General features: G+C 65.2%; 24 protein-coding genes. 15 read left to right on the top strand and 9 right to left on the bottom strand.

Features of this window, described 5'->3' with window-relative positions; all coding sequences use genetic code 11:
• Positions 1 to 57 precede the first annotated feature (57 nt).
• The 3 genes from H9529_RS03350 (at position 58) to hflX (ending at position 3349) form a co-directional block, all read left to right on the top strand.
• The gene (locus H9529_RS03350; RefSeq protein ID WP_223814278.1) at positions 58 to 1644 is read left to right on the top strand and encodes a potassium transporter TrkG; all 1587 of its coding nucleotides are present in this window, start codon (positions 58 to 60) and stop codon (positions 1642 to 1644) included.
• A gap of 155 nt (positions 1645 to 1799) precedes the next feature.
• Positions 1800 to 2033, top strand: a complete 234-nt coding sequence (hfq, locus tag H9529_RS03345; protein ID WP_092891161.1) for an RNA chaperone Hfq — start codon at positions 1800 to 1802, stop codon at positions 2031 to 2033.
• 8 nt (positions 2034 to 2041) lie between these two features.
• Positions 2042 to 3349 (top strand): GTPase HflX, encoded by a 1308-nt coding sequence (gene hflX / locus H9529_RS03340; protein ID WP_092891163.1) that lies wholly within the window; start codon positions 2042 to 2044, stop codon positions 3347 to 3349.
• A 177-nt stretch (positions 3350 to 3526) separates the two neighbouring features.
• Here the strand turns inward: hflX and hpaR are convergent, their stop codons facing one another.
• Positions 3527 to 3994, bottom strand: coding sequence for a homoprotocatechuate degradation operon regulator HpaR (hpaR, locus tag H9529_RS03335; protein ID WP_092891165.1), 468 nt, complete (start codon positions 3992 to 3994; stop codon positions 3527 to 3529).
• A 299-nt stretch (positions 3995 to 4293) separates the two neighbouring features.
• Between hpaR and H9529_RS03330 the strand changes: the two genes are divergently transcribed.
• From H9529_RS03330 to H9529_RS03310, 5 genes are all read left to right on the top strand, one after another.
• Positions 4294 to 4509: a hypothetical protein gene (locus H9529_RS03330; protein ID WP_092891169.1), complete on the top strand. Its 216-nt coding sequence runs from the start codon at positions 4294 to 4296 to the stop codon at positions 4507 to 4509.
• A gap of 157 nt (positions 4510 to 4666) precedes the next feature.
• Complete coding sequence (locus tag H9529_RS03325) at positions 4667 to 5296, top strand: ATP-dependent Clp protease proteolytic subunit (protein ID WP_092891171.1); 630 nt, start codon at positions 4667 to 4669, stop codon at positions 5294 to 5296.
• Positions 5297 to 5455: 159 nt separating this feature from the next.
• Positions 5456 to 6721, top strand: coding sequence for an ATP-dependent Clp protease ATP-binding subunit ClpX (gene clpX / locus H9529_RS03320; protein ID WP_092891172.1), 1266 nt, complete (start codon positions 5456 to 5458; stop codon positions 6719 to 6721).
• A 196-nt stretch (positions 6722 to 6917) separates the two neighbouring features.
• Entirely contained in the window at positions 6918 to 7292 is a 375-nt protein-coding gene (locus H9529_RS03315; RefSeq protein WP_092891173.1) for an NADH:ubiquinone oxidoreductase subunit NDUFA12, read from the top strand.
• Positions 7293 to 7354: 62 nt separating this feature from the next.
• Positions 7355 to 7720: a DUF2155 domain-containing protein gene (locus H9529_RS03310; RefSeq protein ID WP_092891174.1), complete on the top strand. Its 366-nt coding sequence runs from the start codon at positions 7355 to 7357 to the stop codon at positions 7718 to 7720.
• On the opposite strand, the gene aat is transcribed toward H9529_RS03310, so the two are convergent.
• The 3 genes from aat to accB all read right to left on the bottom strand — a co-directional run bounded on the left by aat (position 7684) and on the right by accB (position 10259).
• On the bottom strand, positions 7684 to 8322 hold the full coding sequence (gene aat / locus H9529_RS03305) for a leucyl/phenylalanyl-tRNA--protein transferase (protein ID WP_092891416.1): 639 nt from the start codon (positions 8320 to 8322) through the stop codon (positions 7684 to 7686). The two genes, H9529_RS03310 and aat, sit on opposite strands and share 37 nt — an antisense overlap.
• A gap of 98 nt (positions 8323 to 8420) precedes the next feature.
• Positions 8421 to 9770 (bottom strand): acetyl-CoA carboxylase biotin carboxylase subunit, encoded by a 1350-nt coding sequence (accC, locus tag H9529_RS03300; protein WP_092891175.1) that lies wholly within the window; start codon positions 9768 to 9770, stop codon positions 8421 to 8423.
• A gap of 12 nt (positions 9771 to 9782) precedes the next feature.
• On the bottom strand, positions 9783 to 10259 hold the full coding sequence (gene accB / locus H9529_RS03295; protein WP_092891176.1) for an acetyl-CoA carboxylase biotin carboxyl carrier protein: 477 nt from the start codon (positions 10257 to 10259) through the stop codon (positions 9783 to 9785).
• A 276-nt stretch (positions 10260 to 10535) separates the two neighbouring features.
• Between accB and H9529_RS03290 the strand changes: the two genes are divergently transcribed.
• From H9529_RS03290 to H9529_RS03270, 5 genes are all read left to right on the top strand, one after another.
• Positions 10536 to 11867 (top strand): XRE family transcriptional regulator, encoded by a 1332-nt coding sequence (locus tag H9529_RS03290; protein WP_092891177.1) that lies wholly within the window; start codon positions 10536 to 10538, stop codon positions 11865 to 11867.
• A 136-nt stretch (positions 11868 to 12003) separates the two neighbouring features.
• Complete coding sequence (locus H9529_RS03285; protein ID WP_092891178.1) at positions 12004 to 12384, top strand: response regulator transcription factor; 381 nt, start codon at positions 12004 to 12006, stop codon at positions 12382 to 12384.
• Positions 12381 to 12887 (top strand): hypothetical protein, encoded by a 507-nt coding sequence (locus H9529_RS20590; protein WP_223814277.1) that lies wholly within the window; start codon positions 12381 to 12383, stop codon positions 12885 to 12887. The genes H9529_RS03285 and H9529_RS20590 overlap by 4 nt, the downstream gene beginning before the upstream one ends.
• Positions 12888 to 12891: 4 nt before the next feature.
• The gene (locus H9529_RS03275) at positions 12892 to 15579 is read left to right on the top strand and encodes a sensor histidine kinase (protein ID WP_092891179.1); all 2688 of its coding nucleotides are present in this window, start codon (positions 12892 to 12894) and stop codon (positions 15577 to 15579) included.
• 156 nt (positions 15580 to 15735) lie between these two features.
• Positions 15736 to 17355, top strand: a complete 1620-nt coding sequence (locus tag H9529_RS03270) for a flagellar motor switch protein FliM (protein ID WP_092891181.1) — start codon at positions 15736 to 15738, stop codon at positions 17353 to 17355.
• 81 nt (positions 17356 to 17436) lie between these two features.
• Here H9529_RS03270 and H9529_RS03265 read toward each other — a convergent pair whose 3' ends face one another.
• The 4 genes from H9529_RS03265 to H9529_RS03250 all read right to left on the bottom strand — a co-directional run bounded on the left by H9529_RS03265 (position 17437) and on the right by H9529_RS03250 (position 19722).
• Positions 17437 to 17868: a TIGR01244 family sulfur transferase gene (locus H9529_RS03265; protein ID WP_092891183.1), complete on the bottom strand. Its 432-nt coding sequence runs from the start codon at positions 17866 to 17868 to the stop codon at positions 17437 to 17439.
• A gap of 67 nt (positions 17869 to 17935) precedes the next feature.
• Positions 17936 to 18373: a DUF6691 family protein gene (locus tag H9529_RS03260; RefSeq protein ID WP_092891420.1), complete on the bottom strand. Its 438-nt coding sequence runs from the start codon at positions 18371 to 18373 to the stop codon at positions 17936 to 17938.
• A 2-nt stretch (positions 18374 to 18375) separates the two neighbouring features.
• Positions 18376 to 18804 carry a YeeE/YedE family protein gene (locus H9529_RS03255; RefSeq protein ID WP_092891422.1) on the bottom strand — a complete coding sequence of 143 codons (429 nt, stop codon included), beginning with the start codon at positions 18802 to 18804 and terminating at the stop codon, positions 18376 to 18378.
• Positions 18805 to 18858: 54 nt separating this feature from the next.
• Positions 18859 to 19722, bottom strand: a complete 864-nt coding sequence (locus H9529_RS03250) for an MBL fold metallo-hydrolase (protein ID WP_092891185.1) — start codon at positions 19720 to 19722, stop codon at positions 18859 to 18861.
• Between the two features lie 389 nt (positions 19723 to 20111).
• On the opposite strand from H9529_RS03250, the gene H9529_RS03245 reads away from it, so the two are divergent.
• Positions 20112 to 21794, top strand: a complete 1683-nt coding sequence (locus H9529_RS03245; RefSeq protein WP_397544896.1) for a hypothetical protein — start codon at positions 20112 to 20114, stop codon at positions 21792 to 21794.
• A gap of 260 nt (positions 21795 to 22054) precedes the next feature.
• Here the strand turns inward: H9529_RS03245 and H9529_RS21060 are convergent, their stop codons facing one another.
• Complete coding sequence (locus H9529_RS21060; protein ID WP_256327059.1) at positions 22055 to 22189, bottom strand: hypothetical protein; 135 nt, start codon at positions 22187 to 22189, stop codon at positions 22055 to 22057.
• Between H9529_RS21060 and H9529_RS03240 the strand changes: the two genes are divergently transcribed.
• The gene (locus H9529_RS03240) at positions 22188 to 23198 is read left to right on the top strand and encodes a TDT family transporter (RefSeq protein WP_092891189.1); all 1011 of its coding nucleotides are present in this window, start codon (positions 22188 to 22190) and stop codon (positions 23196 to 23198) included. The two genes, H9529_RS21060 and H9529_RS03240, sit on opposite strands and share 2 nt — an antisense overlap.
• The last annotated feature ends 134 nt before the right edge of the window (positions 23199 to 23332 follow it).

The raw sequence follows: 23332 nt of genomic DNA, 5'->3' as shown, positions 1-23332 counted from the left end.
AGAGGTTCGGATACAGGATGAACAGCCGGTGCCCCCAATGATCCCGCAGGCCCGCCCATGAACTGGCTGATGCGCCTGCCGCTGCTGATCGCCCTGATCGGGGTCGTATCGGCGGCGATGTATCTGCCCGCCACCGTCGCGCTGATCCAGCGCGACCATGAGGTTGCGCGGGCGTTCTTCTATTCCGGCACGTTGTTCCTGACGCTGGCGCTGCTGCTGGCGGTGGCGACCGCGCGACACGCGCAAGACGATGGGGCCAGTGCCTCGGCGCGCGCGCTCTGGGGTGCGCGGCAGCGTGGCACGATGCATATTTTCGGCACGCTGGTCGGCGTTTACGTGGTGTTGCCGCCGTTGATGGCCGTCCCGATGGTCGAGGGCGTGGCCGACCTGTCCTTCGCCCGCGCCTGGTTCGAGATGGTGTCCAGCCTGACAACGACCGGCGCCACGGTCTTTGACAGCCCGCGCCGGGTCACCGATGCGATCCACCTGTGGCGCGCGCTTGCGGGCTGGATGGGGGGCGGCTTTATTCTGGTGGCGGCGGTGGCCTATCTGGCACCGCTCAACCTTGGTGGGTTCGAGCTGTTGTCGGGTCGGTCCAGCCAGGAGGCCGAGCGCAGCCTCGCCAGCCTCGGCGATGTGCCCCGGCAAGAGCGCAGGGATTTTGAACGCGCCGATCCGCTGGCCCGTTTCTGGGCGTCCGCAGCCGCCATTCTGCCGGCATATGCCGGGATCACGCTGGTCTTGTGGCTGGCGTTGACGCTGACGGGCAACAGGCCGCTGATGTCGCTGTCGCAGGCGATGTCGACGATCTCGACATCAGGCATCTTGCCTGCAGGTTTTCCCGGTGCCGGGGGATTGTGGGCCGAGGCGGTGATTGCCGTGGGCCTGATGTTCGCCCTGACGCGGCGCAGCCTGCCGGGCATGATCCGCACAGCGTCGCTGCCGCCCCTGCGTGAGGACCCCGAATTGCGGCTGGCGGGCTTGCTGGTTGCCACGGTCACGTTGACCCTGTTGGTGCGGCACTGGCTGGGCGCGGCGCAGGTGGCCGAGGGCGAGAACCTGCCCGCCGCAGGCCGGGCGCTGTGGGGTGCGGCCTTCACGGCGCTGTCCTTCCTGACCACCACGGGCTTTGTCAGTCAGGACTGGGTGGCCGCGCGCGCCTGGTCGGGCCTGACCACGCCGGGGCTGATCTTGATGGGGCTGGCCATGGCGGGGGGCGGCGTGGCCACGGCGGCGGGTGGCTTGAAGCTGTTGCGGGTCTATGCGTTGTTTATTCAGGGACGTCGCGAGCTGGAAAAGATGGTCAGCCCGTCTTCCGTCGGCGGAGACGGGCCACGGCTGCGGTATTTCCGGACGCGCGGGGCCTTTGCCGCGTGGCTGTTCCTGATGGTGTTCATCCTGACGCAATCGGTGGTCATGGGGCTGCTTTTGCTGCTGGGTCTCAGCTTCGATACCGCGCTGATCTATACCATTGCCGCGCTGACCACGGCGGGGCCGCTGGTGGGCGTGGCGGGCGATGTGCCGCTGTCCTGGGCTGATCTGACCGACGGGATGCGCGCCATCCTTGCCGTGACGATGGTGCTGGGGCGGCTGGAATTGTTGTTGTTCCTTGGCCTGCTTGTGTCGAGCACGCGCAAGGATTGATGGTGCGCGCTGCCACGCAGCATTGCCTTTGGCGCGATTTGCGCAGGCGCGCAGTTTTGGGGTGGAAACTTGCCGCCGACCGTTTCATACTAGGGTGCTGAAAGATAGTATCCCGCAGCCAACCGCAGGGATTACCAAGAAAAAAGGCGCGAAAAATGGCCGGCGACAAGCAAAATCTTCAAGATGCTTTTCTCAATCATGTGCGGAAAAACAAAGTCCCGGTGACGGTGTTTTTGATCAATGGCGTGAAATTGCAAGGTGTGATTACCTGGTTCGACAACTTCTGCGTGCTCTTGCGGCGCGACGGGCAAAGCCAACTGGTCTACAAACACGCGATCTCGACGATCATGCCGGGCCAGCCGATCTCGCTCTATGAAGGCGATGACTGATTGTTTCAATGACCATTGATGTCAGCGAACTGTCCGGGGCAGGGGGCACGCGCCGCACGCGCGCGCTGGTTCTGCACCCCGACCTGAAATCCGCGCCCCGTCGCCGCACCGCCGAACACTCGCTGGACGAGGCCGTTTCGCTGGCCCATGCGCTGCCCGGCATCGACGTGGTGGGCCAAACCATCGTGCGCCTGCCGCGCCTGCATCCCGGCAAGCTGTTCGGATCGGGCAAGCTCGATGAGATCAAGGCGCTGATCCATGAGCGTGAGGTCGATCTGGTCTTGATCGATGGCCCAGTCAGCCCGGTGCAGCAGCGCAATCTGGAACGCGACTGGGATGTGAAGCTTCTGGACCGCACCGGCCTGATCCTTGAGATTTTCGCCGATCGCGCCCGAACCCGGGAAGGGGTGTTACAGGTCGAACTGGCCGCGCTGTCCTATCAGCGCACGCGACTGGTGCGGGCCTGGACGCACCTGGAACGTCAGCGCGGCGGCCTTGGTTTTGTCGGGGGTCCAGGTGAAACGCAGCTCGAGGCTGACCGCCGCGCCATTGACGAACAGGTGGTCCGCCTGCGCCGCCAATTGTCCAAGGTGGTCAAGACGCGCGAACTCCACCGCGCCGCGCGTGCCAAGGTGCCGTTTCCGATTGTCGCATTGGTGGGCTATACCAACGCGGGCAAATCGACGTTGTTCAACCGCATGACCGGGGCTGAGGTGCTGGCAAAGGACATGCTGTTCGCCACGCTGGACCCGACCATGCGCGCCGTGACCCTGCCCACCGGCAAACAGGTGATCTTGTCCGATACGGTGGGCTTCATCTCGGACCTGCCGACGCAACTGGTCGCGGCCTTCCGCGCCACGCTGGAAGAGGTCCTGTCCGCCGACCTGATCGTGCATGTTCGTGACATCGCTCATCCTGAAACCGGCGAACAGGCCGCAGATGTTGCCGCTATTCTAAGCACCCTTGGCGTGCAGCAATCCACCCCGCAGCTGGAGGTCTGGAACAAGATCGACCAACTGGACCCCGACAACCGCGCCGCTGCGCTGGCGCGCGCCGAGCGGACGGATGGCACACTGGCCACATCCGCCCTGACCGGCGAGGGGTTGGAGGCGCTGGCAACCGCGATCACCGAGACGCTCGATGAGACACGGACACAAGACACCCTGACCCTGTCCCATGCCGATGGCCGCCGCCGTGCGTGGCTCTATGAGCAGGGTGTGGTGACGGGCGAAGAACAGGCCGAAGACACCGTGCGTGTGTATGTCAACTGGACCGCCCGCCAGCAACGCCGCTTCCAATTGATGGGCCAAAACTGACTGCGCGCACTGACGGCGCGCACCGACGGCGCCTGACGGCATGGCGCTTCGAAACCTTGGCCGTTCTGCGCCCGACCAGGCTCGCGCAAAACCGCAAGCAAGTACGCGCCGCATGAAGGCTTCATGACCGGGGCACGGATAGGGCGCAGAACGGCGGACAGACGCCGCCCCGCGCGATTATCGGACAGGGGGCAGCGCCTCGGTGGTGCGGCGCAGGTCGGACAACAGGTTCAACAGCTCCAGCATACGGTCGCGGCCAAAGGCATGTTCCAGTTCGGCATAGGTGGCTTCGGCCTGCCGCACCATGGTCTCGAACAGCGCGCGGCCCTGCGGGGTCAGTTGCACCGTATGGCGGCGGGCATCCTGGCTTTCAATCGCTTCGGTCAGCCCCTTCGCCGCCAGCGTCCGGAAGATCCGCGTCAGCGACGGCGGCAGGATGACGCAGCGTTCCGACAGGGTCTTGGCGTCCAGCGGCCCGGCATCGGCCAGCGCGCGCATGACGCTCCATTGCGGCATGGTCAGGTCATGATCGTCCAGATAGGGCTTGAACCGCCGCGAGGTGACATCGCGCGCCCGCAGCAGCGCGATCGGCAGGGATTGTTCGAATCCGCGCAAGGTGCCATCGGTTGGGGTGTCGTTGGTCATCAGTTCCCGAAATCGGTGCAATTTTAGTTAGCCGAGCATACGCCGGAACTCGTTTCGGTTGGAAGCACTTTCGGCGCGCAGGCCGAGATGCCGCAACGGCATGCAGTCCATATGCTTCCGCGCCAGATGCCTCCGCAGGATCTGCAGAAGGCCCGGTGGCTGCCATGGCGTTGTCGTTATCCGCGAATGGCCGGACCCGGTGTTGCGAACCGCCGCGCCGCGCATAGCTTCCAGGGATAATTGAACGAAGAACAACATGTAGCATTCTGGAAAGGCTGATTATTGCGCCGCTGGCGACCGTGTCTTTCGCGGGCGCGGCCGCGGCCGATACGCAGCCTTCGCCGAACGCTCCGCCGCTGTCCGACGTGCCGGCCCAAGTCGACGCCACCAATGACGTGCAACACATCCATGAGGCCGAACGGATCAAAGACGGCGATCGGGTAGCGACCTTACTCCGCAAAGACAGCCGCAGGGTCGCGCCGAAAATTGATCTGCGCGCGGGCAATCCGCGCTGATCGGGCGCGGCTGACGTCCGGGGGACAGGTCAAAATTCCCCCCGGCCCCTTGCAGCGTGTCAGGCAGGGCACTAAGACTCAGTCAAGAATTAGAGGGTAAGACCGGGCAGGTTGCGGAAGGATCGCACCAGCCCCCAAGCGCAAGGCAGGCATCTGAATGAAAGACCCTATTGAAACGTACATGAACCTGGTGCCGATGGTGGTCGAACAGACCAGCCGGGGCGAACGCGCCTACGATATCTTCTCGCGCTTGCTGAAAGAGCGGATCATCTTCGTGAACGGCCCGGTGCATGACGGCATGTCGCATCTGATCGTGGCGCAGTTGCTGCACCTGGAGGCGGAGAATCCGTCGAAGGAAATCTCGATGTACATCAACAGCCCCGGCGGCGTTGTGACGTCGGGCCTCGCGATCTACGACACGATGCAATACATCCGCCCCAAGGTGTCGACGCTGGTGATCGGCCAGGCGGCCTCCATGGGGTCGCTGCTGCTGACTGCGGGCGAAAAGGGCATGCGCTTCAGCCTGCCCAACAGCCGCATCATGGTGCACCAGCCCTCCGGCGGGTTCCAGGGGCAGGCCACGGACATCTCGATCCATGCGCGTGAGATCCTGGAATTGAAGGAACGGCTTAATCAGATTTACGTGACCCACACCGGCCAGACCCTGAAAAAGGTCGAAACCGCGTTGGAGCGTGACAACTTCATGACGGCGCAAATGGCCAAGGATTGGGGCCTGATTGATGAAATCGTCGCCAGCCGTGGCAAGGAAGACGCTGCGAAGGCGTGATAATACCTGCGGCGTGGGCGTCAGATTGCCCGCGCCGCAGCCTCCATATTTGGGGATTGTTCCCCGGCGCTGCCTCGCTTAGTCTGAAAGGTGAGGCATCCGATGCCGGGCAGACCGGTCCGGTCGCGGCGACATACAAGAAGCCACCAGAGGTAACAGATGGCAAATTCAACCGGCGGCGACAGCAAAAACACCCTCTACTGCTCTTTCTGCGGCAAGAGCCAGCACGAGGTGCGCAAGCTGATCGCCGGTCCGACCGTGTTCATTTGCGACGAATGTGTCGAATTGTGCATGGACATTATCCGCGAAGAAACGAAGGGCACCGGGTTCAAATCTACCGATGGCGTGCCAACGCCGCGCGAGATTTGCAACGTCCTCGATGATTATGTGATCGGCCAGGTGCACGCGAAGCGCGTGCTGTCGGTGGCGGTGCATAACCATTACAAACGGCTGAACAATTCGGGCAAGACCGGCGAGGTTGAGCTGTCGAAATCCAACATCCTGCTGATCGGCCCCACGGGCTGCGGCAAGACATTGCTGGCGCAGACGCTGGCGCGGATCCTTGACGTGCCCTTCACGATGGCTGATGCCACGACGCTGACCGAAGCGGGCTATGTCGGTGAGGATGTGGAAAACATCATCCTCAAGCTGCTGCAATCGTCGGAATACAACGTGGAACGCGCACAACGCGGCATCGTCTATATTGATGAGGTCGACAAGATCACGCGCAAATCCGACAACCCGTCGATCACCCGTGATGTGTCGGGCGAAGGCGTGCAGCAGGCCCTGCTGAAGCTGATGGAAGGCACGGTCGCCTCTGTCCCGCCGCAAGGCGGGCGCAAGCATCCGCAGCAGGAATTCTTGCAGGTCGATACCACGAATATCCTGTTCATCTGCGGCGGTGCTTTTGCGGGCCTCGACCGGATCATCGCACAGCGCGGCAAGGGTTCGGCCATCGGCTTTGGTGCCGATGTGAAGGACGACAGCCTGAAGGGCATCGGTGAGACGCTGAAAGAGCTGGAGCCTGAGGATCTGCTGAAATTCGGCCTGATCCCGGAATTCGTCGGTCGTCTGCCGGTTGTCGCCACGCTGACCGATCTCGACGAAGAGGCGCTGATCATCATTCTGACCCAGCCGAAGAACGCGCTGGTGAAGCAGTACCAACGCCTGTTCGACATCGAAGGGGTGGAGCTGACCTTTACCACCGACGCGCTCAGCGCGATTGCCAAACGCGCGATCTCTCGCAAGACCGGTGCGCGCGGGCTGCGGTCGATCATGGAAGATATCTTGCTCGATACCATGTTCGATCTGCCGGGTATGAACGACGTGAATGAGGTCGTGGTGAATGAAGAGGCCGTAACCTCGGACGCCAAGCCGCTGATGATCTATGCCGACAGCAAACGCGAACCCGCCAGCGCGGGCTAAGCCACAGGCTATAGCGCACAAGGCCCGCCGCAAGGCGGGCTTTTTGCCGCGCCACGCAGGGTGGCGGGCTTCTTGGGAAGGCTGCGCTTTTCAGGACATGGCGCTTTTTCGCTAGATTGTCGCGCGAAGGTGTCTGGATTTCCGTCGCGCGGTGTTGCATGACAGTGCCATTGAACCTGACCTAAAGAGGGATGCTATGAATTTCATCTTGCGGCTTCTGACTTGGTGGAACGGCCAGACGCTGGGCACCCAGCTGTTCACCTGGCGCAAGGGCATCCGCGTCGGTGAGGATGATCAGGGCAATATCTTTTACCACTCCGCCGACGACAAGAAACGCTGGGTGATCTACAACGGTGAGATTCAGGCAAGCCGCGTGTCGCCCGACTGGCATGGCTGGCTGCATTTCACCTGGAATGAGCCGCCGACCGAACGTCCGCTGGTGCACAAGGTCTGGGAAAAGGCGCATATCGAAAACCTGACGGGGACGCCGCTGGCCTATGCCCCCACAGGCTCGATCCGCCGCACACAGCCGGTAGAGCGCACGGATTATGAGGCATGGCAGCCTGAATGACCGTTGCCCGCCCTGCGGCGGCGCAACAGCCCGGCCAGACCGTGCCAGACCAAGGCTAATTGATGACACTTCGTACCCTTTCCATCGTTTTGACGCTGGGCCTGTCGACGGCACCGGCCGCGTCGCAGGAAACTGCCAATGGCACCGGCGCGATGGTGCGCGCGCTGGACCGCGCGGCAGGGGAGTCTGAGGATTTCAGCCTTGCCGCTGGCGAAACCGTCGGTTTTGGTCGGATCTCGATCAATGTCACGCAATGCCGCTACCCGGTGGACAACCCTGAAGGCAATGCCTTTGCCTGGGTGACTGTCTGGGATACCGACAGCGCCGTGGTGCATTTCGACGGCTGGATGGTCGCAGCCAGCCCGGCGCTGAACGCCATGGACCACCCGCGCTATGATGTCTGGGTGTTGCGCTGCAACAGGTCGTGAACCGCAGGCATTCCTTGCTGCGCATGGAAATCTGCCTCGACCAGAAGTGCCGCGCATAGCCTCTGGTGGTATTCGGCGCGGGGGATCTCTACTGCGCCCAGGCTTTCCAGGTGGCCGGTGACGAATTGCGTGTCAAAGAGGACAAATCCGCCGATGCGCAGCCGGTCCACCAGATACGCCAGCGCAACCTTGGACGCGTCGCGGCGGATGGAGAACATGCTTTCCCCGCAAAACGTGCCGCCCAGTGCCAGACCGTAGACGCCGCCGACCAGCTCTGGCCCGTCCCAGACCTCGATCGAATGGGCGTGGCCCGCATGGTGCAGCGTGCAGAACAGGTCAAAGATTTCAGCGTTGATCCAGGTTTCGGGCCGTGCAGCGCAGCCGTCGACGACGCGCGCGAAGGCGGTATCCACCGATACCTGGAACGGCATCGCGCGCAGCCGTTTGGCAAGTGAGCGCGCGATGCGGAACCCGTCCAGCGGCATGATCCCACGCTCGGCAGGGTCCAGCCAGAAGATCTCGGACGACGCGCGCGTCTCGGCCATCGGGAACATGCCCATCTGGTAGGCGCGCAACAGGATCTGCGGGGTGATCTGTTTCATGTCCTTGGCCCGCGCCGGTTCATGGCCACGCCTGACGAAGCCCACCTTGCGCAAAACGTCGCGGAACACCTGCAAACTGTGGTCTTCCGCAACGCCGCTTAGGCTTCCAGCTTTTCGGCGAGGAATTTTTCCAGCCAGTGGATGTTGTATTCTCCGGTCTGTACGGCCTCTTGTTCCAGCAGGGCGAAGAACAGCGGCAGGGTGGTGTCCACGCCGTCGATGATCAACTCGCCCAGTGCGCGGCGCAGACGGGCCAGCGCCTCGGGGCGGTCACGGCCGTGCACGATCAGCTTGCCGATAAGGCTGTCGTAATAGGGCGGGATGCGGTAGCCGCCATACAACGCGGAATCGACCCGCACGCCCAGGCCGCCCGGCGCGTGGAACGTGTTGACGAGGCCGGGGCAGGGCGCAAAGTTCGGCAAACGCTCAGCGTTCAGCCGTACCTCGATTGCGTGGCCATTCACCTTCAGGTCGTCTTGTTGGAACGACATCGGCAACCCGGCGGCGACGCGGATCTGTTCGCGCACCAGATCGACGCCAAAGATCGCCTCGGTGATCGGGTGTTCGACTTGCAGGCGGGTGTTCATCTCGATGAAGAAGAACTCTCCATTCTCATACAGGAACTCGATCGTGCCAGCGCCGGAATAGCCGATATTGGCCATGGCATCGGCGCACACCTTACCAATACGGGCGCGGGTTGCGGCGTCGATATTGGGGCCGGGCGCTTCTTCGAACACCTTCTGGTGACGGCGCTGAAGCGAGCAGTCGCGTTCCCCCAGATGCACGGCGCGGCCCTGGCCATCGCCGAAAACCTGCACTTCGATATGGCGCGGCGTGCCCAGATAGCGCTCGATATAGACCTCATCATTGCCGAAATTCGACTTGCCCTCGGCGCGTGCGGTGCGAAAGGCGGTTTCCAGATCTTCAGCGCTGCGCGCCAGCTTCATGCCGCGCCCACCGCCGCCGGCGGTTGCCTTGATGATGACCGGAAAGCCCACTTCGGCCGCGACCTTTTGCGCGGTCTCGAAATCCGGCACGCCGCCGTCCGACCCCGGCACGCAGGGCACGCCCAGTGCCTTCATCGTGTCCTTGGCGGTGATCTTGTCGCCCATCAGTCGGATATGTTTTGCCGATGGGCCGATGAATTTCAGGTCATGGTCCTCGACAATCTGCACGAAGGCCGCGTTTTCCGACAAGAATCCATAGCCGGGGTGGATCGCCTCGGCGCCCGAGATTTCGCAGGCCGAGATGATCGCGGGCACCGAAAGGTAGCTTTCGGTCGAAGAAGGCGGGCCGATGCAGATCGCCTCATCCGCCATGCGCACATGCATCGCGTCGCTGTCCGCTGTGGAATGGACCGCCACCGAGGCGATGCCCATTTCCTGACACGCGCGGATCACACGCAGGGCAATTTCGCCACGGTTGGCAATCAGGATCTTTGAAAACATGCGAAAGCGGCCTTATTCGATAATCATCAGGGGCGCGCCATATTCGACAGCGCTGCCATCGGCGACCAGAATGCGTTTCACGGTGCCCGCGCGCGGGGCGGGGATGTGGTTCATGGTTTTCATTGCTTCGATGATCATCAGGGTTTGCCCCTCGGTCACCTGCGCGCCGACCGACACAAACGGTGTGGTGCCGGGTTCGGCAGCCATATAGGCGGTACCAACCATGGGCGAGGTCACGGCACCCGGCGCGTCCACCGGATCGGTCGAGGGTGCTGCGTATGCCGCTGCAGGCGCAAATGCGGCGGGTGCTGCCATTGCCGGGGCCGCAGCCACAGGGGGTGGGGTCATCTGTTTGGAGACCCGCACGTTCAGGCTGTCATTCTCGCCATATTCGCGTTTCACGTTCAGTTCGGTCAGTTTGTTTTCATTCAGCAATTCGGCCAGGGCCTTGATGAAATCAACATCTGCGTCGTTACGGTTCTTGGTCATGCCGTCCTCGGTTAAGGCCGTGCCGGGTGCTGGGTGACGGACCCAGACACGGGGCCCGGGCACTGGGATGGGGGGCGCATCCGGCAACGGTGCGTCGGGTTTTCTGACTGTGGCTTATACGGCACGGGGGCTGGGCTGAAAAGGTCGCATTTGCCGCCCCGGGGCGCTGTTGGGCCGCCTGGTGTAAAATCCTTGCTTTATGTAGCTGTAAATCCGTGTAAATTGACTGAAACGGTGCGGGTTTGGTCGCGCCGATGCGGGGTGGAGGGCTGTCCCATGTCCAAATCCGTTTTGACCGGTACCCGAATCCGTGCGCGCCGCATGGCGCTGGGGATGCGGCAGGCAGATCTGGCACGCGCGGTGGGCATGTCGCCCTCCTATCTGAATCTGATCGAACACAATCGCCGCCGCGCCACGCCAGAGGTGGTCAGCGCATTGGCGGGCAGTCTGGACGTGCCTGCCGAAACGCTGACCGAAGGGTCGGGCGGGGCGATGGTGCAGGGACTTCGCGCCGTGGCCGCCCTTTCAGATCCCGGGACCGCTGCCGTCCCTGAGGTAGAGCGGATCGACGAATTCCTGGGCCGTTTTCCGGGGTGGGCGGCGGCGCTGGCATCGGCGCACAGCCGTGCCGAAGGGTTGGAGCGCACGGTGGAACACCTCAGCGACCGGATGACCCATGACCCCTACCTGTCCGCCGCGCTGCATGAGATCGTGTCGGCGGTCACCTCGGTCCAGTCGACGGCGGCGATTCTGGCCGATACCGATGATATTGATCCTGTCTGGCAGCGAAAATTTCACGCCAACATCTTGCAAGATTCCGTGCGGCTGGCCGACGGGGCCGAGGCGTTGGTGAGCTACCTCGATTCCACTGGTGCGCAAGAAACCGGGCTTGCCGCCCCGCAAGAGGAACTGGAGGCATGGTTGGCCGCGCGCGGCTACCACATCGCGGCGCTGGAGGGCGACACGGCCCCCGACATCGCGCAGCTTCTGTCAGGAGAGATCGATCTGGCGTCGAAGGCCGCGCGCGATCTTGCGGCGCAATGGCTCATCCGCTACCGCGCAGATGCGCAGGCCTTGCCGCTGGATGCCGTGCTGTCCGCGCTGCACGCCGATCCCGGTATCCCCCCTGATGCATTGGCCGCGCGCTTCAACGCGCCGCTCGATGCCGTGCTGCGGCGGCTGGCCTATCTGCCGCAAGGCGCCGGGCTGCCGCGCTTCGGCCTCTTGATCTGCGACCGTTCGGGCACCCTGACTGCCCGTCGGCCGATTGATGGCTTTGCGGTGCCGCGCTTTGGCGGGGCCTGTCCGCTCTGGCCGCTTTATCAGGCGTTGGCGCAGCCCTATGCTGCGCTGCGCACCCCGGTTGTGACGGCGGCGCGCGTGCCGCAGCGCTTCATCGCTTACAGCTATGCCTGCGCGCGGGGGCCTGCGCAATTCGGCGTGGCGTCGGTGGTGGATGCAGTGATGCTGCTGACGCCCGACAGCGCAGCACCGACGCCCGACGCCCTGAGCGTCGGCCCCAGTTGCCGTATCTGCGCCCGTCATACCTGCCCGGCCCGGCGGGAACCCTCGATTCTGGCCGACATGCCCGGTCCCCTTCCGGTCTGACCCGGGGGCGCAGGTGGGGCGGCATTGGCGTTTTGACATGGGCCGCAAACGCTGTGATAGTCGGCCCTGAGGAAAAACCGGACCTGAGGAAAATCGGGTCTGAGGAAAATCCGACGCTGCCATCCGGGGGGACAATATGGGCAAGCGTGTTCTGGTGATCGAGGATGAGGTGAATATCTCGGAAGCGCTTCAGTTCATCCTGTCACGGGATGGCTGGGACGTGCTCACCCATGCCGAGGGCGGCGATGCGGTCGACGTGGTCGGCCGCACGGTGCCTGATGTGCTGATCCTGGATGTGATGCTGCCCGGGCGCAGCGGTTTCGACATCCTGCGCGCCCTGCGGGGGGCAACGGCCACGGCGCAATTGCCGGTCTTGATGCTGACTGCGAAGGGGCAGGCCGCTGACCGCGCCATGGCGCAAGAGGTCGGTGCGACCCTCTTCATGACCAAACCTTTCGCAAATGCAGAAATCGTGGCGGCGATCCGGGACCTTGCCCGCGCCTGCGATGCGCCATGAGCGTCAGGCACGGCCGAACCGGCGCGCAAGGGACCAGACGCGGCGCCAAAACCGGCGCTGACACGGGCGGTGATACCGGCGCTGACACGGGCGCTGACACGGGCGCTGACACGGGCGCTGACACGGGCGCTGACACGGGCGCTGACACGGGCGCAGGCCAGGGGCAGGGACCTGCGCTTGCCCCCGGCGGGCGCGGCAGCGGCACCGACATGAACCAAGACATCGCGTCGCTAAAGTCCCCGGCGTCCCGTCGCCCCGTCTATCTGGCGCGCGCCGGATACCGTTCCCGGCGGCTGATGGATGCGGCGCGCTTCTTGCCGGTGACGGGCATGTTCTTGCTGATCGTGCCAATGCTCTGGCAGGCCCCCGACAGCGGCATCCCCGCGACGGCGCGGCAGGCGGAATACCTGTTTGGCATCTGGGCGGCGCTGGTGCTGGCGGCGGCGGCTCTGTCGCGCAAGCTGTCGCGCATCATGCGCGACGCCGACACACCCGAGGGCTAGGCCCATGACCCTCAACCTGCTGATTGCGACCTGTCTTGGCTATGTTGTGGCGCTGTTTCTTGTGGCCTTCGCGGTGGAACGCCGCGCGGCGCAGGGGCGAATGGGCTGGCTACGGTCGCCCCTCATCTACACGCTGTCGCTGTCGGTCTATTGCACCGCCTGGACCTTCTACGGCGCGGTGGGATATGCCGCGCGGTCTGGGCCAGAATTCATGACGATATACCTCGGCCCCACGCTGATCTTCGTCGGCTGGTGGTGGCTGCTGCGCAAGCTGGTGCGGATCGGCAAGACGCAGCGCGTCACCTCCATCGCCGATCTGATTTCGGCGCGCTACGGCAAATCGAACTTGCTGGGGGTGTTGGTCACGCTGCTGTCGATCACGGCGGCAACGCCCTATATCGCGCTGCAACTGCAATCCATCTCGCTGTCGTTCGGGGCGTTTTCGGCCAGCCTTCAGGGTCTCGATGTGGCGCCTGACAGCACGCAGGTGGCTTTCTGGGTCGCGGTCGGGCTGGCGCTGTTCACCATCCTCTTCGGCACCCGCAATCTGGACGCGAATGAGCAGCATCACGGCGTCGTCACGGCCATCGCGGTCGAGGCGGTGGTGAAGCTTGTGGCCCTTCTGGCGGTGGGGATTTTTGTGGTCTGGGTGGTCGCAGACGGGCCGCGCGACATCTTGACCCGCATCGCGGACAGCGCGCGGCCTGAATGGGCGATCCAGCCCGGACGTTGGAGCGGTCTTATCTTCCTGTCCGCTGTCGCCATCCTGTGCCTGCCGCGCATGTTTCAGGTCATGGTGGTCGAGAATTCGGATGAACACCACCTTGCCGTCGCCTCATGGGCCTTCCCGCTCTATCTGTTCTTGATGAGCCTCTTCGTGCTGCCCATCGCGGTTGTCGGGCTTGATTTGTTGCCTGCGGGGCAGAACCCCGACCTTTTCGTGCTGACCCTGCCGCTGGCGCTGGGGCAAGACGGGCTGGCGCTGCTGGCTTTCATCGGCGGGTTCTCGGCGGCGACCTCCATGGTGATCGTGGCGGCGATTGCGCTGGCCACCATGGTGTCGAACCATATTGTCGTACCGCTATGGCTGGCCGCAAACCGCGGCGTGGGCGAGACCAGCGACATGCGCGGCCTTGTTCTCAATGCCCGCCGCCTGTCCATCGTGGGCGTGCTGGGGCTGGGCTATGTGTATTACGCTGCCACCGGCGGGTCCGAGGCGTTGGCCGCCATCGGGCTGATCGCCTTTGTCGGGGTGGCGCAGGTTCTGCCAGCGCTCCTGGGGGCGATGTATTGGCGCGGGGCGAACCGGCAGGGCGCCGCGTTGGGGCTGGTGACGGGCTTTGCCATCTGGGTCTATGCGCTGTTCCTGCCCAGTTTCGGCCCCGATGTGTTCATGCCCGCGCAGGTGTTGCAATCGGGGCCCTTTGGCATCGGCTGGCTGCGCCCGCAGGCAATGTTCGGCGTCACCACGCTGGACCCGCTGCTGCACGCCCTGTTCTGGAGTCTTGCGCTCAACACCGGGGTTTTCATCCTGGCCTCGCTGATCGGCTTTCCCAGCCCGCTGGAGCGCGTGCAGGGCGTGCAATTCGTCAATGTCTTCGACATTCAGGGCGGTGCGCGCGGCTGGTCGCAATCCGCGGCCGAGGCCGAGGATCTGCTGGCCATGGCGCAACGCGTCCTAGGCTCGGCCCAGGCGCAGGCGTTCTTTCAGGCCGAGGCCGGCACGCAGGGCCGCGCGGGCTTCTTGCCTGACATGACGCCGGATTTCCTCGACCTTCTGGAACGTGAAATGGCGGGGTCGGTCGGGGCCGCCACGGCCCATGCGATGATCGCGCAGATCGTCGGCGGCGCCATGGTCTCGGTCGAGGATCTGATGGCCGTCGCCTCGGAAACCGCGCAAATGATGGAATATTCCAGCCAGTTGGAGGCGAAATCCGAGGAACTGGCCCGCACGGCGCGGCAGTTGCGCGATGCCAATGACATGCTCACCAAGCTGTCGGTGCAAAAGGACGCTTTCCTGTCGCAGATCAGCCATGAGTTGCGCACCCCGATGACTTCGATCCGCGCATTCTCCGAGATCTTGATGGACGAAGGCGACATGCCCGTCGAGATGCAATTGAAGTACGCAGGCATCATCCATGATGAAACGATCCGCCTGACCCGCCTGCTGGATGATCTCTTGGACCTCAGCGTGCTGGAAAACGGCAAGGTCAGTCTGGATATTCAGCCTGTCAGCCTGCATCAACTGATCGACCGCGCGGTGACAGCCTCAAACTCGGTCCAGCCGCAGCGCCGCTTCGTGATCGACCGCGACCGCGCGTCCGAGGGCGTGCAGATCGCCACTGATGGCGGGCGGCTGACGCAGGTCTTCATCAACATCCTGTCCAACGCCCGGAAATACTGCGATGCCGCGCATCCCCGGCTGCGCATCGTCGTGCGGCGGCGCGGTGCGCAGGTCGAGGTGGATTTCATCGACAACGGCTCGGGCATCGCGCCGATCTCGCAGGGTCTGATTTTTGAAAAATTCGCCCGCCTGACCGATCAGATGCAGGCGGGGGGCGCGGGCCTCGGGCTGGCGATCTGCCGTGAGATCATGGTCAATCTGGGTGGCGACATCTCTTATGTGCCGGGGCAGGGTGGGGCGGCATTCCGCGTAACCGTCCCGCTTCAGCTGCGCCCGGCAACGCCATAAGGCGGGGGGTGTTTGCCACGAACGCCGATGGCCATCGCAACCATCCGATAACCTTTGTCTGTCAGTGTCCCAGAAACCGGCCTTGCAGGGTGCCGACGGTGCCTGCGGGGATTCGGGAACCCGCACACAACACACCAAAGACGAAGGGGTCGGGTGATGGTTCAGGACAATGACGACGGCGTGGCCGGTCCGGGCACTGACAGGCCCACCGCGACCGATGCGGATAAGGATGGGCCCGCGCCGGGGGGTGCGGCCGTGGACCGTCGTGCCGGGGCGGCGGGTATGCGCGCCGCACCAGAACCCGGTGCCGCCCCCGATCCCGCCCCCGGTGCCGACGCCGGTGCCGACACCAGCGAAGGCGCCGATACGGGCATTGCCGATGGGTTTGCAACCGGCCCGGGCGACAGTGGCGCCGACCCGGCAGAGGGTGGCTTTGCCGACAGCGCCGTGGGTGACGCGGGTTTTGACGCGGCGCAGGGATTTGCCGCCAGTACTGCCGGGGATGCCAGTTCTGCCAATGCCGCCGGTACTGCTGGGGATGCCCGCGCTGCCGGGGATGCAGCGGATGGTACTGCCGGTGATCTGGCGGGCAACACGGCGGCAGATATTGCGACTGAAGCGGCATCTGAAACGTTTTCCGCTGCGGGCGCCGACGCGATGCGCACCACCGGGGCCAGCACTGCGGGCGGCGCGGCACCCGATGGTTCCGCCCGTACCGGCACTGGTGCGCCCCCGCGTGCCGCAGCCCCGCGTGGCACTGGCGTCTTGCACCGTCGCCTGATCCGCCGCCGCCCGGCAGTGGCGGAACCCGAACCCTTCCCCATCAGCTTCGATCTGCCCGATCCCGACGCCCCGATGCGCCGGATCGTGCGGCTGGCCATGTCGAAGGCGGTACATCTGGCATGCAAAATGTCAGTGTCGGTGCGCGACCCGGGCGTGACAACCGTTTCGCTGTCCGAGGTGATCGAAAAACTGTCGCCCGGCATGCTGCTGACTGTTATCGAGGGCCCGGATGACCGGCTGGGCCTGTTGGCGATGGATGCGGGGCTGCTTGCCGCCTGTCTGGAAATGCTGACAACGGGGCGCGTCGCCCCCGGCGAGATCGCGCCACGCAAACCCACCTTCACCGATGCAACGCTGGTCTCGCCGATCCTCGACCAGTTCTTGCAATTGTTGGAGGCCGGGCTTGTCAACATGCCGCAGGCCGACGTCATGGGCGGGTTCCGATTCGCCTCATTCATGGATGATCCGCGCCCGCTCAGCCTGATGCTGGAGGATCAGGAGTATCAACTCATCTCGGCCGCGCTGGAAATCGGTGAGGGGGGACGCCACGGTCAGTGGCTCTGCGCGATTCCTGACCGCCCGATGCAGATGCCAATGTTCGATTTCGATCCCGGCGACAGTTTCACCGCCACGCCGCCGCCGATGGAACACACCCCCAGCTTGTCGCAGCAGGTGATGGTTTGTGAAACCCGGCTGGATGCCGTGCTGTTGCGCCGCAGCCTCACCCTGGCCGAGGTGCTGGATTTCCGGCCCGGGACCGTGCTGGAACTCCCCATGTCCGCGCTGGAGGAAATCAGCCTCTTGTCGCTGGACCGTCATGTGGTGGCGAAGGGCCGTCTGGGTCAGTCGAAAGGCGCGCGCGCCGTGCGGATCACCGCGATCCCCTTCAGCGATACCGGGCCACAGGGTGCCGCCGCGCCACCCCCGCCCGAAATGGGGGGAACGGCGTCGAACCTGATCGGCGCCGGGAGTGACGCTGACCCGGTCTACTGACGGCGGCGCGCAGGCCCCACGAGGCTATTGCAAGCCTCGGGTGTGTCGAAACGGCGCGCGCCGCACCCGGGCGCGACCTGCTCAGCCCCCGGCTTTGGCCAGTTGCTCGATCGTGGGGCGGAACGGCTCCAGATTATAGCCGAATTTCGCAGGCAGGCCGATCAGCTCATCGGTGGGCCGGGTGCCCGCGTGCGCCATGGCCCAGACGATGGATGACCGGTTGCCCGATGCGCAATAGGCCAGCACCGGGCCGGTCGCGTCTTGGATCGCAGCGGCCTGGGCCTGCACATTCTCCATCGTGATGGCACCGCCCACCACGGGGTTGATCACGAAGGCCAGCCCTGCGGCCTCGGCAGCATCGCGCATGTTCTGCGCCGCGATGTCGGGCGGGATCTCACCGTCGGGGCGGTTGCAGATCACCGTGGTATAGCCCGCCGCAGCAACGGCGGGCATTTCGTCGGGCATCAGTTGCGGGGCAACCGCGTAGGTGTCGGTCAGCGCACGAATATCCATGGGGCCTCATCAGGGTTCAAGGTAAAGCGCAGGTCGGTCAGCAGGCTGGGGGTGCGGTCTCTCACGCTCAAGGTGTCGCACCCGCCAGCCGGTCCATCGACAAGCGCAGCGAAGGTGTGGCAACCATACCCGCCAACATCGCCAGAAGGAAGACCATCCCGCCTGTCCCGCCCCAGCTGAGCGAGGCAAGCGCAGGCCCCGGGCACAGCCCGGCGATGCCCCAGCCCGCGCCAAACAGCACCGACCCCAGCACCAGGTTGCGGTCCAGAAGTGCTGCGGGCGGGCTTGGAAATGCACCGCCCAGCACCGGCTGCGCCCGCCGCGTGCTAAAGTTCCAGGCCAGCATCATCGGCGCAATGGCACCGCCCAGCACGAAGGCCAGCGTCGGGTCCCAGGCGCCGAACACATCCAGCCAGCCCTGCACCTTCAGCGTGTCGGTCATCCCCGACACCAGCAGCCCCGCGCCGAACAATCCCCCCGACAGGGCCGAAAACAAAAGCCGCAGCATCACACCACCTCCAGGATATGCCGAAACACTACCAGCGCTATTCCGCCAGCCAGCAGGTAGAAAACCGTGGCCACGATCCCGCGCAGCGACAGACGCGAAATGCCGCAGACCCCATGTCCTGAGGTGCAGCCATTCGCCAGCCGCGTGCCCACGCCGACCAACAGCCCGGCCAGCACGATAGCCCAAATGTTGCCCGTGATATTGGTCGCTGCATCTTGCGCAAACAAGGCCACCATCAGCCCCGGCACCGCGATCAGTGCCGCAACGAAGGCCGCGCGCTCGCCCCAATTGCCCCAGCCCGATCGGTCCACCAGCCCGCCGATCAGCCCGCTGGCCCCCATGATCCGCCCGTTCACCAACAAGAACAGCGCCGCCGCGCCACCGATCATCACGCCACCCAAAAGCCCGCGGATCCAGTCTGCTTCCATCATAACGTACTCCAAAAAGCTGCCCCGCCGCGTTTTGCGGCAAGGGCAGGGGGCTTACAGCCTGTTGATCGGGACTTTCAGATAGACCTGCCCGTTATCGTCGGCGGGGGGCATCTGGCCTGCCCGCATGTTGATCTGCAACGACGGTACGATCAGCTTTGGCATGGCCAGCTTTGCATCGCGCGCCTCGCGCATCGTCACGAACTCGGCCTGCGTCTTGCCACCGCCGACATGCACATTCGCGGCCTTCTGCGCGCCCACGGTGGTTTCCCAAGCGTAATGCTCGCGCCCCTCGGCCTTGTAATCATGGCCGACGAAGACCCGCGTCGCATCGGGCAGTGCCAGAATTTTCTGGACCGAGGCGAACATCGTCTCGGCCGAACCGCCGGGGAAGTCGCAGCGCGCCGTGCCGAAATCGGGCATGAACAGTGTATCGCCCACAAAGGCCGTGTCGCCGATCACATAGGTCAGGCAGGCGGGCGTGTGGCCGGGCGTGTGCAGGATGTCGACGCGCATCTGGCCGATATGCACCGCGTCGCCCTCACCAAAGAGCTGATCGAACTGGCTGCCGTCCCGCTCGAACTCGGTGCCGGCGTTGAACACCTTGCCGAACGTGTCTTGCACCACCGTGATGTTGCGCCCGATGCCGATCTTGCCGCCCAGTGCGTCCTGAAGATAGGGCGCGGCGGACAGGTGGTCGGCGTGAACATGGGTTTCCAGCAGCCAGTCGACGGTCAGGTTCTGGTCGCGCACAAACGCAATGACCTTGTCGGCCGAGGACGTGTCCGTCCGCCCCGAAGCATAGTCGAAATCCAGCACCGAATCGATGATCGCGCAATGCTGCCCGGCAGGGTCGCGCACGACGTAGGTGATAGTGTTGGTTGCGTCGTCAAAGAAGGATGTGACGTCGGGTTGCATCGCTTTAGCCTTTCATATCCGTGATGGGGGACATATAGCCAGCGGGCAACATATTGCAAGTATTGAATGTGATAAATCGGTGCGGCGGGGCGTTGCAATCGCCGCAGGCAACGTTTCTAATCCAACGTCATGAAAAAACGCTGCTTTCCATGCAAAACATAGCGGAAAACCACGCGGGCGTGGTGGTGCTGCGCATGGATGCACAGCGCGGCGTGCTGCCTGTGGCCAGGCTGCGCGATGCTTTGGCACAGGCGGCGGGGCGGCCCGGGGTGCGGGCGGTGCTGCTGCGCAGCGCGGGGGCCGATACCTGCGCCGACGTCGCGCTGAACCCTGCCGATGCCGCCCCCGATGATCTTTGTGAAATGATCGAGGCATTCGCGTTGCCCGTCATCGCCTGTCTGCACGGTCGGGTGGATGGCGCGGGGCTGGCTCTGGCGCTGGCCGCGCATGCCCGCTGGGCCGCGCCGGGCACGCTGGTGCGCGCGGGCGATCTGCGGCTGGGCCGCATCGCGGGGGGCGGCGTCACGCAGCGCCTGCCGCGGCTGATCGGCGTGGCGGCAACGCTGGAAATCTTGCTCAACCGTCATGCCCTGCGTGCCGATCCCGATGCCCCCGGGCCGTTCTTCGACCGCGTGATCGATGGGCTGTCGGGGTATGAGGATGCGACGCTGGCGGCCATGTTGGCCGCTGATCTGACGGGAAGCCCGGCGCCCTTACGCCCCACGCGCACGCGTGATGACCGGTTGCGCGATGCGGCGGGTGGGTTGGCGGCGCTGGCGGCGGCGCGCACGGTCAGCCGCGCGCCCGATCAGGTCACCGCCGCCGCAGGGGTGATCGACTGTGTCGAGGCCGCGATGCTCTTGCCCTTTGATGCGGGGGCAGAGCGTGCCGCGCTGTTGGCCGCTGATGTGGCGCAGGGGCCGGTGGCGCTGGCGCTGCAAAACCTGCGCCGGGCAGAGCTTCGGACCCTGCGCATCCCCGAATTGCGCGCGGGCAGCGTGCCGGTCGCGGCGCCCGTGTCGCTGCCCGATCACCTGATCATGGCCGGGGCAGGGGCCGCGCTGATCGCGCGGGTGCTGCGCGCCGGGTTTGCCGTGGCGCTCTGGGCGCCGGACGGGGCGCAGCTTCAGGCGCAGGTCGAAGCCGTCGCCGCCTTGCATGAGGCCCGGTTGCGCGCCGGGCAGATCACCGCCGAGGCGTTGGAGGGCGACTGGAACCGCCTGTCAGGCCATGTCGATCTGTCGCGCCTGCCGCGCAGCCCGGTGATGCTGGGCACGCCGGATCTGGCGGGGCCGATGGCCGCGCATCTGCCCGCCGGGGGCTGCCTGATCCAGCTTTTGGACGCAGATGCAGACGCGCCCGGGGATGTCTCGGTTTCCAACCCCGTAACCGGCGCGACGCCTCCCGCCGACACCGCGTTTGGCCCGGATACTTCGCACACAGCCGACACGCTGCCGCAGGCGGCGGGTTCCACCATCGCGCCAGGCAGTGTCGGACTGGCCATAGCGGGGCGTATCGCGCAGCTTGTCATCGGCAGCGGCGCGCCCGCCGGCGCGGTGATCTGCGCCTTCCATCTGGCCGCGCGCTTGCAGTTGCAACCCGTGCGGCTGAATGGCCGCGCCGCCATCCCTGACCTGCGCGCCACGATCGCGCATTGCATCGCGGCGACCCGTGCGCTGGGGCTGTCGGATGCAGAGATCGCCGCTGATTACATCCGGGCCGGGCTGCCGCCGGGGTTTGCGGGATTGCCGGATGCCGCCTGTGCGACCACCCCGCACCCCGCGCAACCCTTCGCCCGGCTCCATGCGGCGCTGCTGAATGCCTGCGCACGGCTGCTGCAAGACGGCACGGCGCAGCGCCCCTCGGACCTGGACCTTTGCGCCATCCGGGGCTTGGGCTGGCCGCATTGGCGCGGTGGCCCGTGTTTCGCCGCCGATCTGCGCGGCCTGATGCTGGTGCGGCGCGAGATGGAGCGTTTCGGTGCCGACGATCCCGCCCTATGGGCGCCGCAGCCGATGCTGCGCGAATTGATCCGCAACGCCTGGGCTTTCGCCGATCTCGATGAGAATTGACCGCGCGGGGCGGGCAGGGGCGGGCAGGGGCGGGGGGGCCGTGCAGGGGCATGCCTCTTGCCCGCATGCAGGGCGAAGGCGCATCCCACGCGCGCCCGCGATCCTTGGCGGGCAGGATCTGAACGCCGTTCCATTATTCGCCCCGCGCGCCGCTGCATCATCCCCCGCTGCGCGCCTGCCGTGCCGACAAGACGAGTCTGAAGGCACACCTTCGCCCACCGGAATTAGCCCCTTCCAATCCGAAACATCGGGGAGCATTCTCAATTTCCCTGCAATCCCTGCGACACTTGCGCCATCGCCCTGCCTTCGCCATGGTGGCACGCGGCGCCCGATGGTATCGCTGCGCTGTCGCGCGGCGCCACGCGCGCCACATTGCCATCCAGAAGGGCCGACATGACCACTCCCCCCCGCACCCGTCCGCGCATTCCCCCCGCACCGCCCAGCTTCATGCCACCGAAGCCCGGCCTGTGGACCCGCACGCCGCCCGCGATCTTTCCGCCCCTGATGGGGCTGTTCGGGCTGGGACTGGGCTGGCGGCTGGCGGCGGAAACGCTGGGCGCGCCGGTCTTCATCGGCGATATGGTGCTGGGTGCGACGGTCTTGATCTATGCCTTCGCGCTTGTCGCCTATCTGGCGAAACCCCTGCGCCGCCCCGGCGTGGTGATTGAGGATCTGCGCATCCTGCCCGGGCGCGCAGGGCTGACGGCGATGTCGCTTTGCTGCGTGCTGCTGGCCGCCACGCTGGTGCCCTTCGCCCCGGGGCTGGCGGCGGCAACGGCGGCGGTGGGCGCGATCTTCCACCTTTGTATCCTGGGGCTGATCGTGCATTCGCTGGTCACCGGCCCGGTCGAGGGGCGCGTGGTCACCCCGGTCTTTCACCTGACCTTCGTGGGCTTCATCCTGGGCCCGCTGACCACGATCCCGCTGGGGTTGACGCTGCTGCCCACCGTGACACTTTTTGCCATGATGCCGGTGGCGGCGGCGATCTGGGCGGTAAGCCTCTGGCAGCTCTGGACCCGTATTCCGCCTGCGCCGCTGCGCCCGCTTCTGGCCATCCACCTGGCCCCGGCTTCGCTGTTTGCAATCGTCTCGGACGGGTTGGGGTACGACATGCTGGCGGCAGGGGCGGTCGCGCTGGGTGCGCTGATCCTGGCGGCGCTGCTGCTATCTGCCCGCTGGCTGACAGCGGCAGGGTTCTCGGCGCTGTGGGGTGCCTTCACCTTCCCGCTGGCAGCCTTTGCCGGGGCGCTTTTGTCGGTATCGGATGGGCGCGGCGCGGTTGGCGTCGCGGGCGGGCTGGTCCTCGTCGCAGCCAGCCTTGCCATCCCGGTAATCGCTGTGCGCATCTTGCAAGCCTGGGCCAAGGGCGGACTGGCCGCCAAGACCAACGCCGCAGAGGTCTGAGCCCCCGGGCCGCCCGAAAGGGCGGCCTCCGGCAGGGCCCCTGTGACACGATGGACCACCACGGTGGGCCCGCAACGCGGGGGGTTGTCATCCGCCCCGGTCCGTGAAACAGCAAACCGCCAAACGACACCCCC

The organism is Roseicitreum antarcticum, from assembly GCF_014681765.1.
GTDB lineage: Bacteria > Pseudomonadota > Alphaproteobacteria > Rhodobacterales > Rhodobacteraceae > Roseicitreum > Roseicitreum antarcticum.
This window is presented reverse-complemented; position numbering and strand designations above follow the sequence as displayed.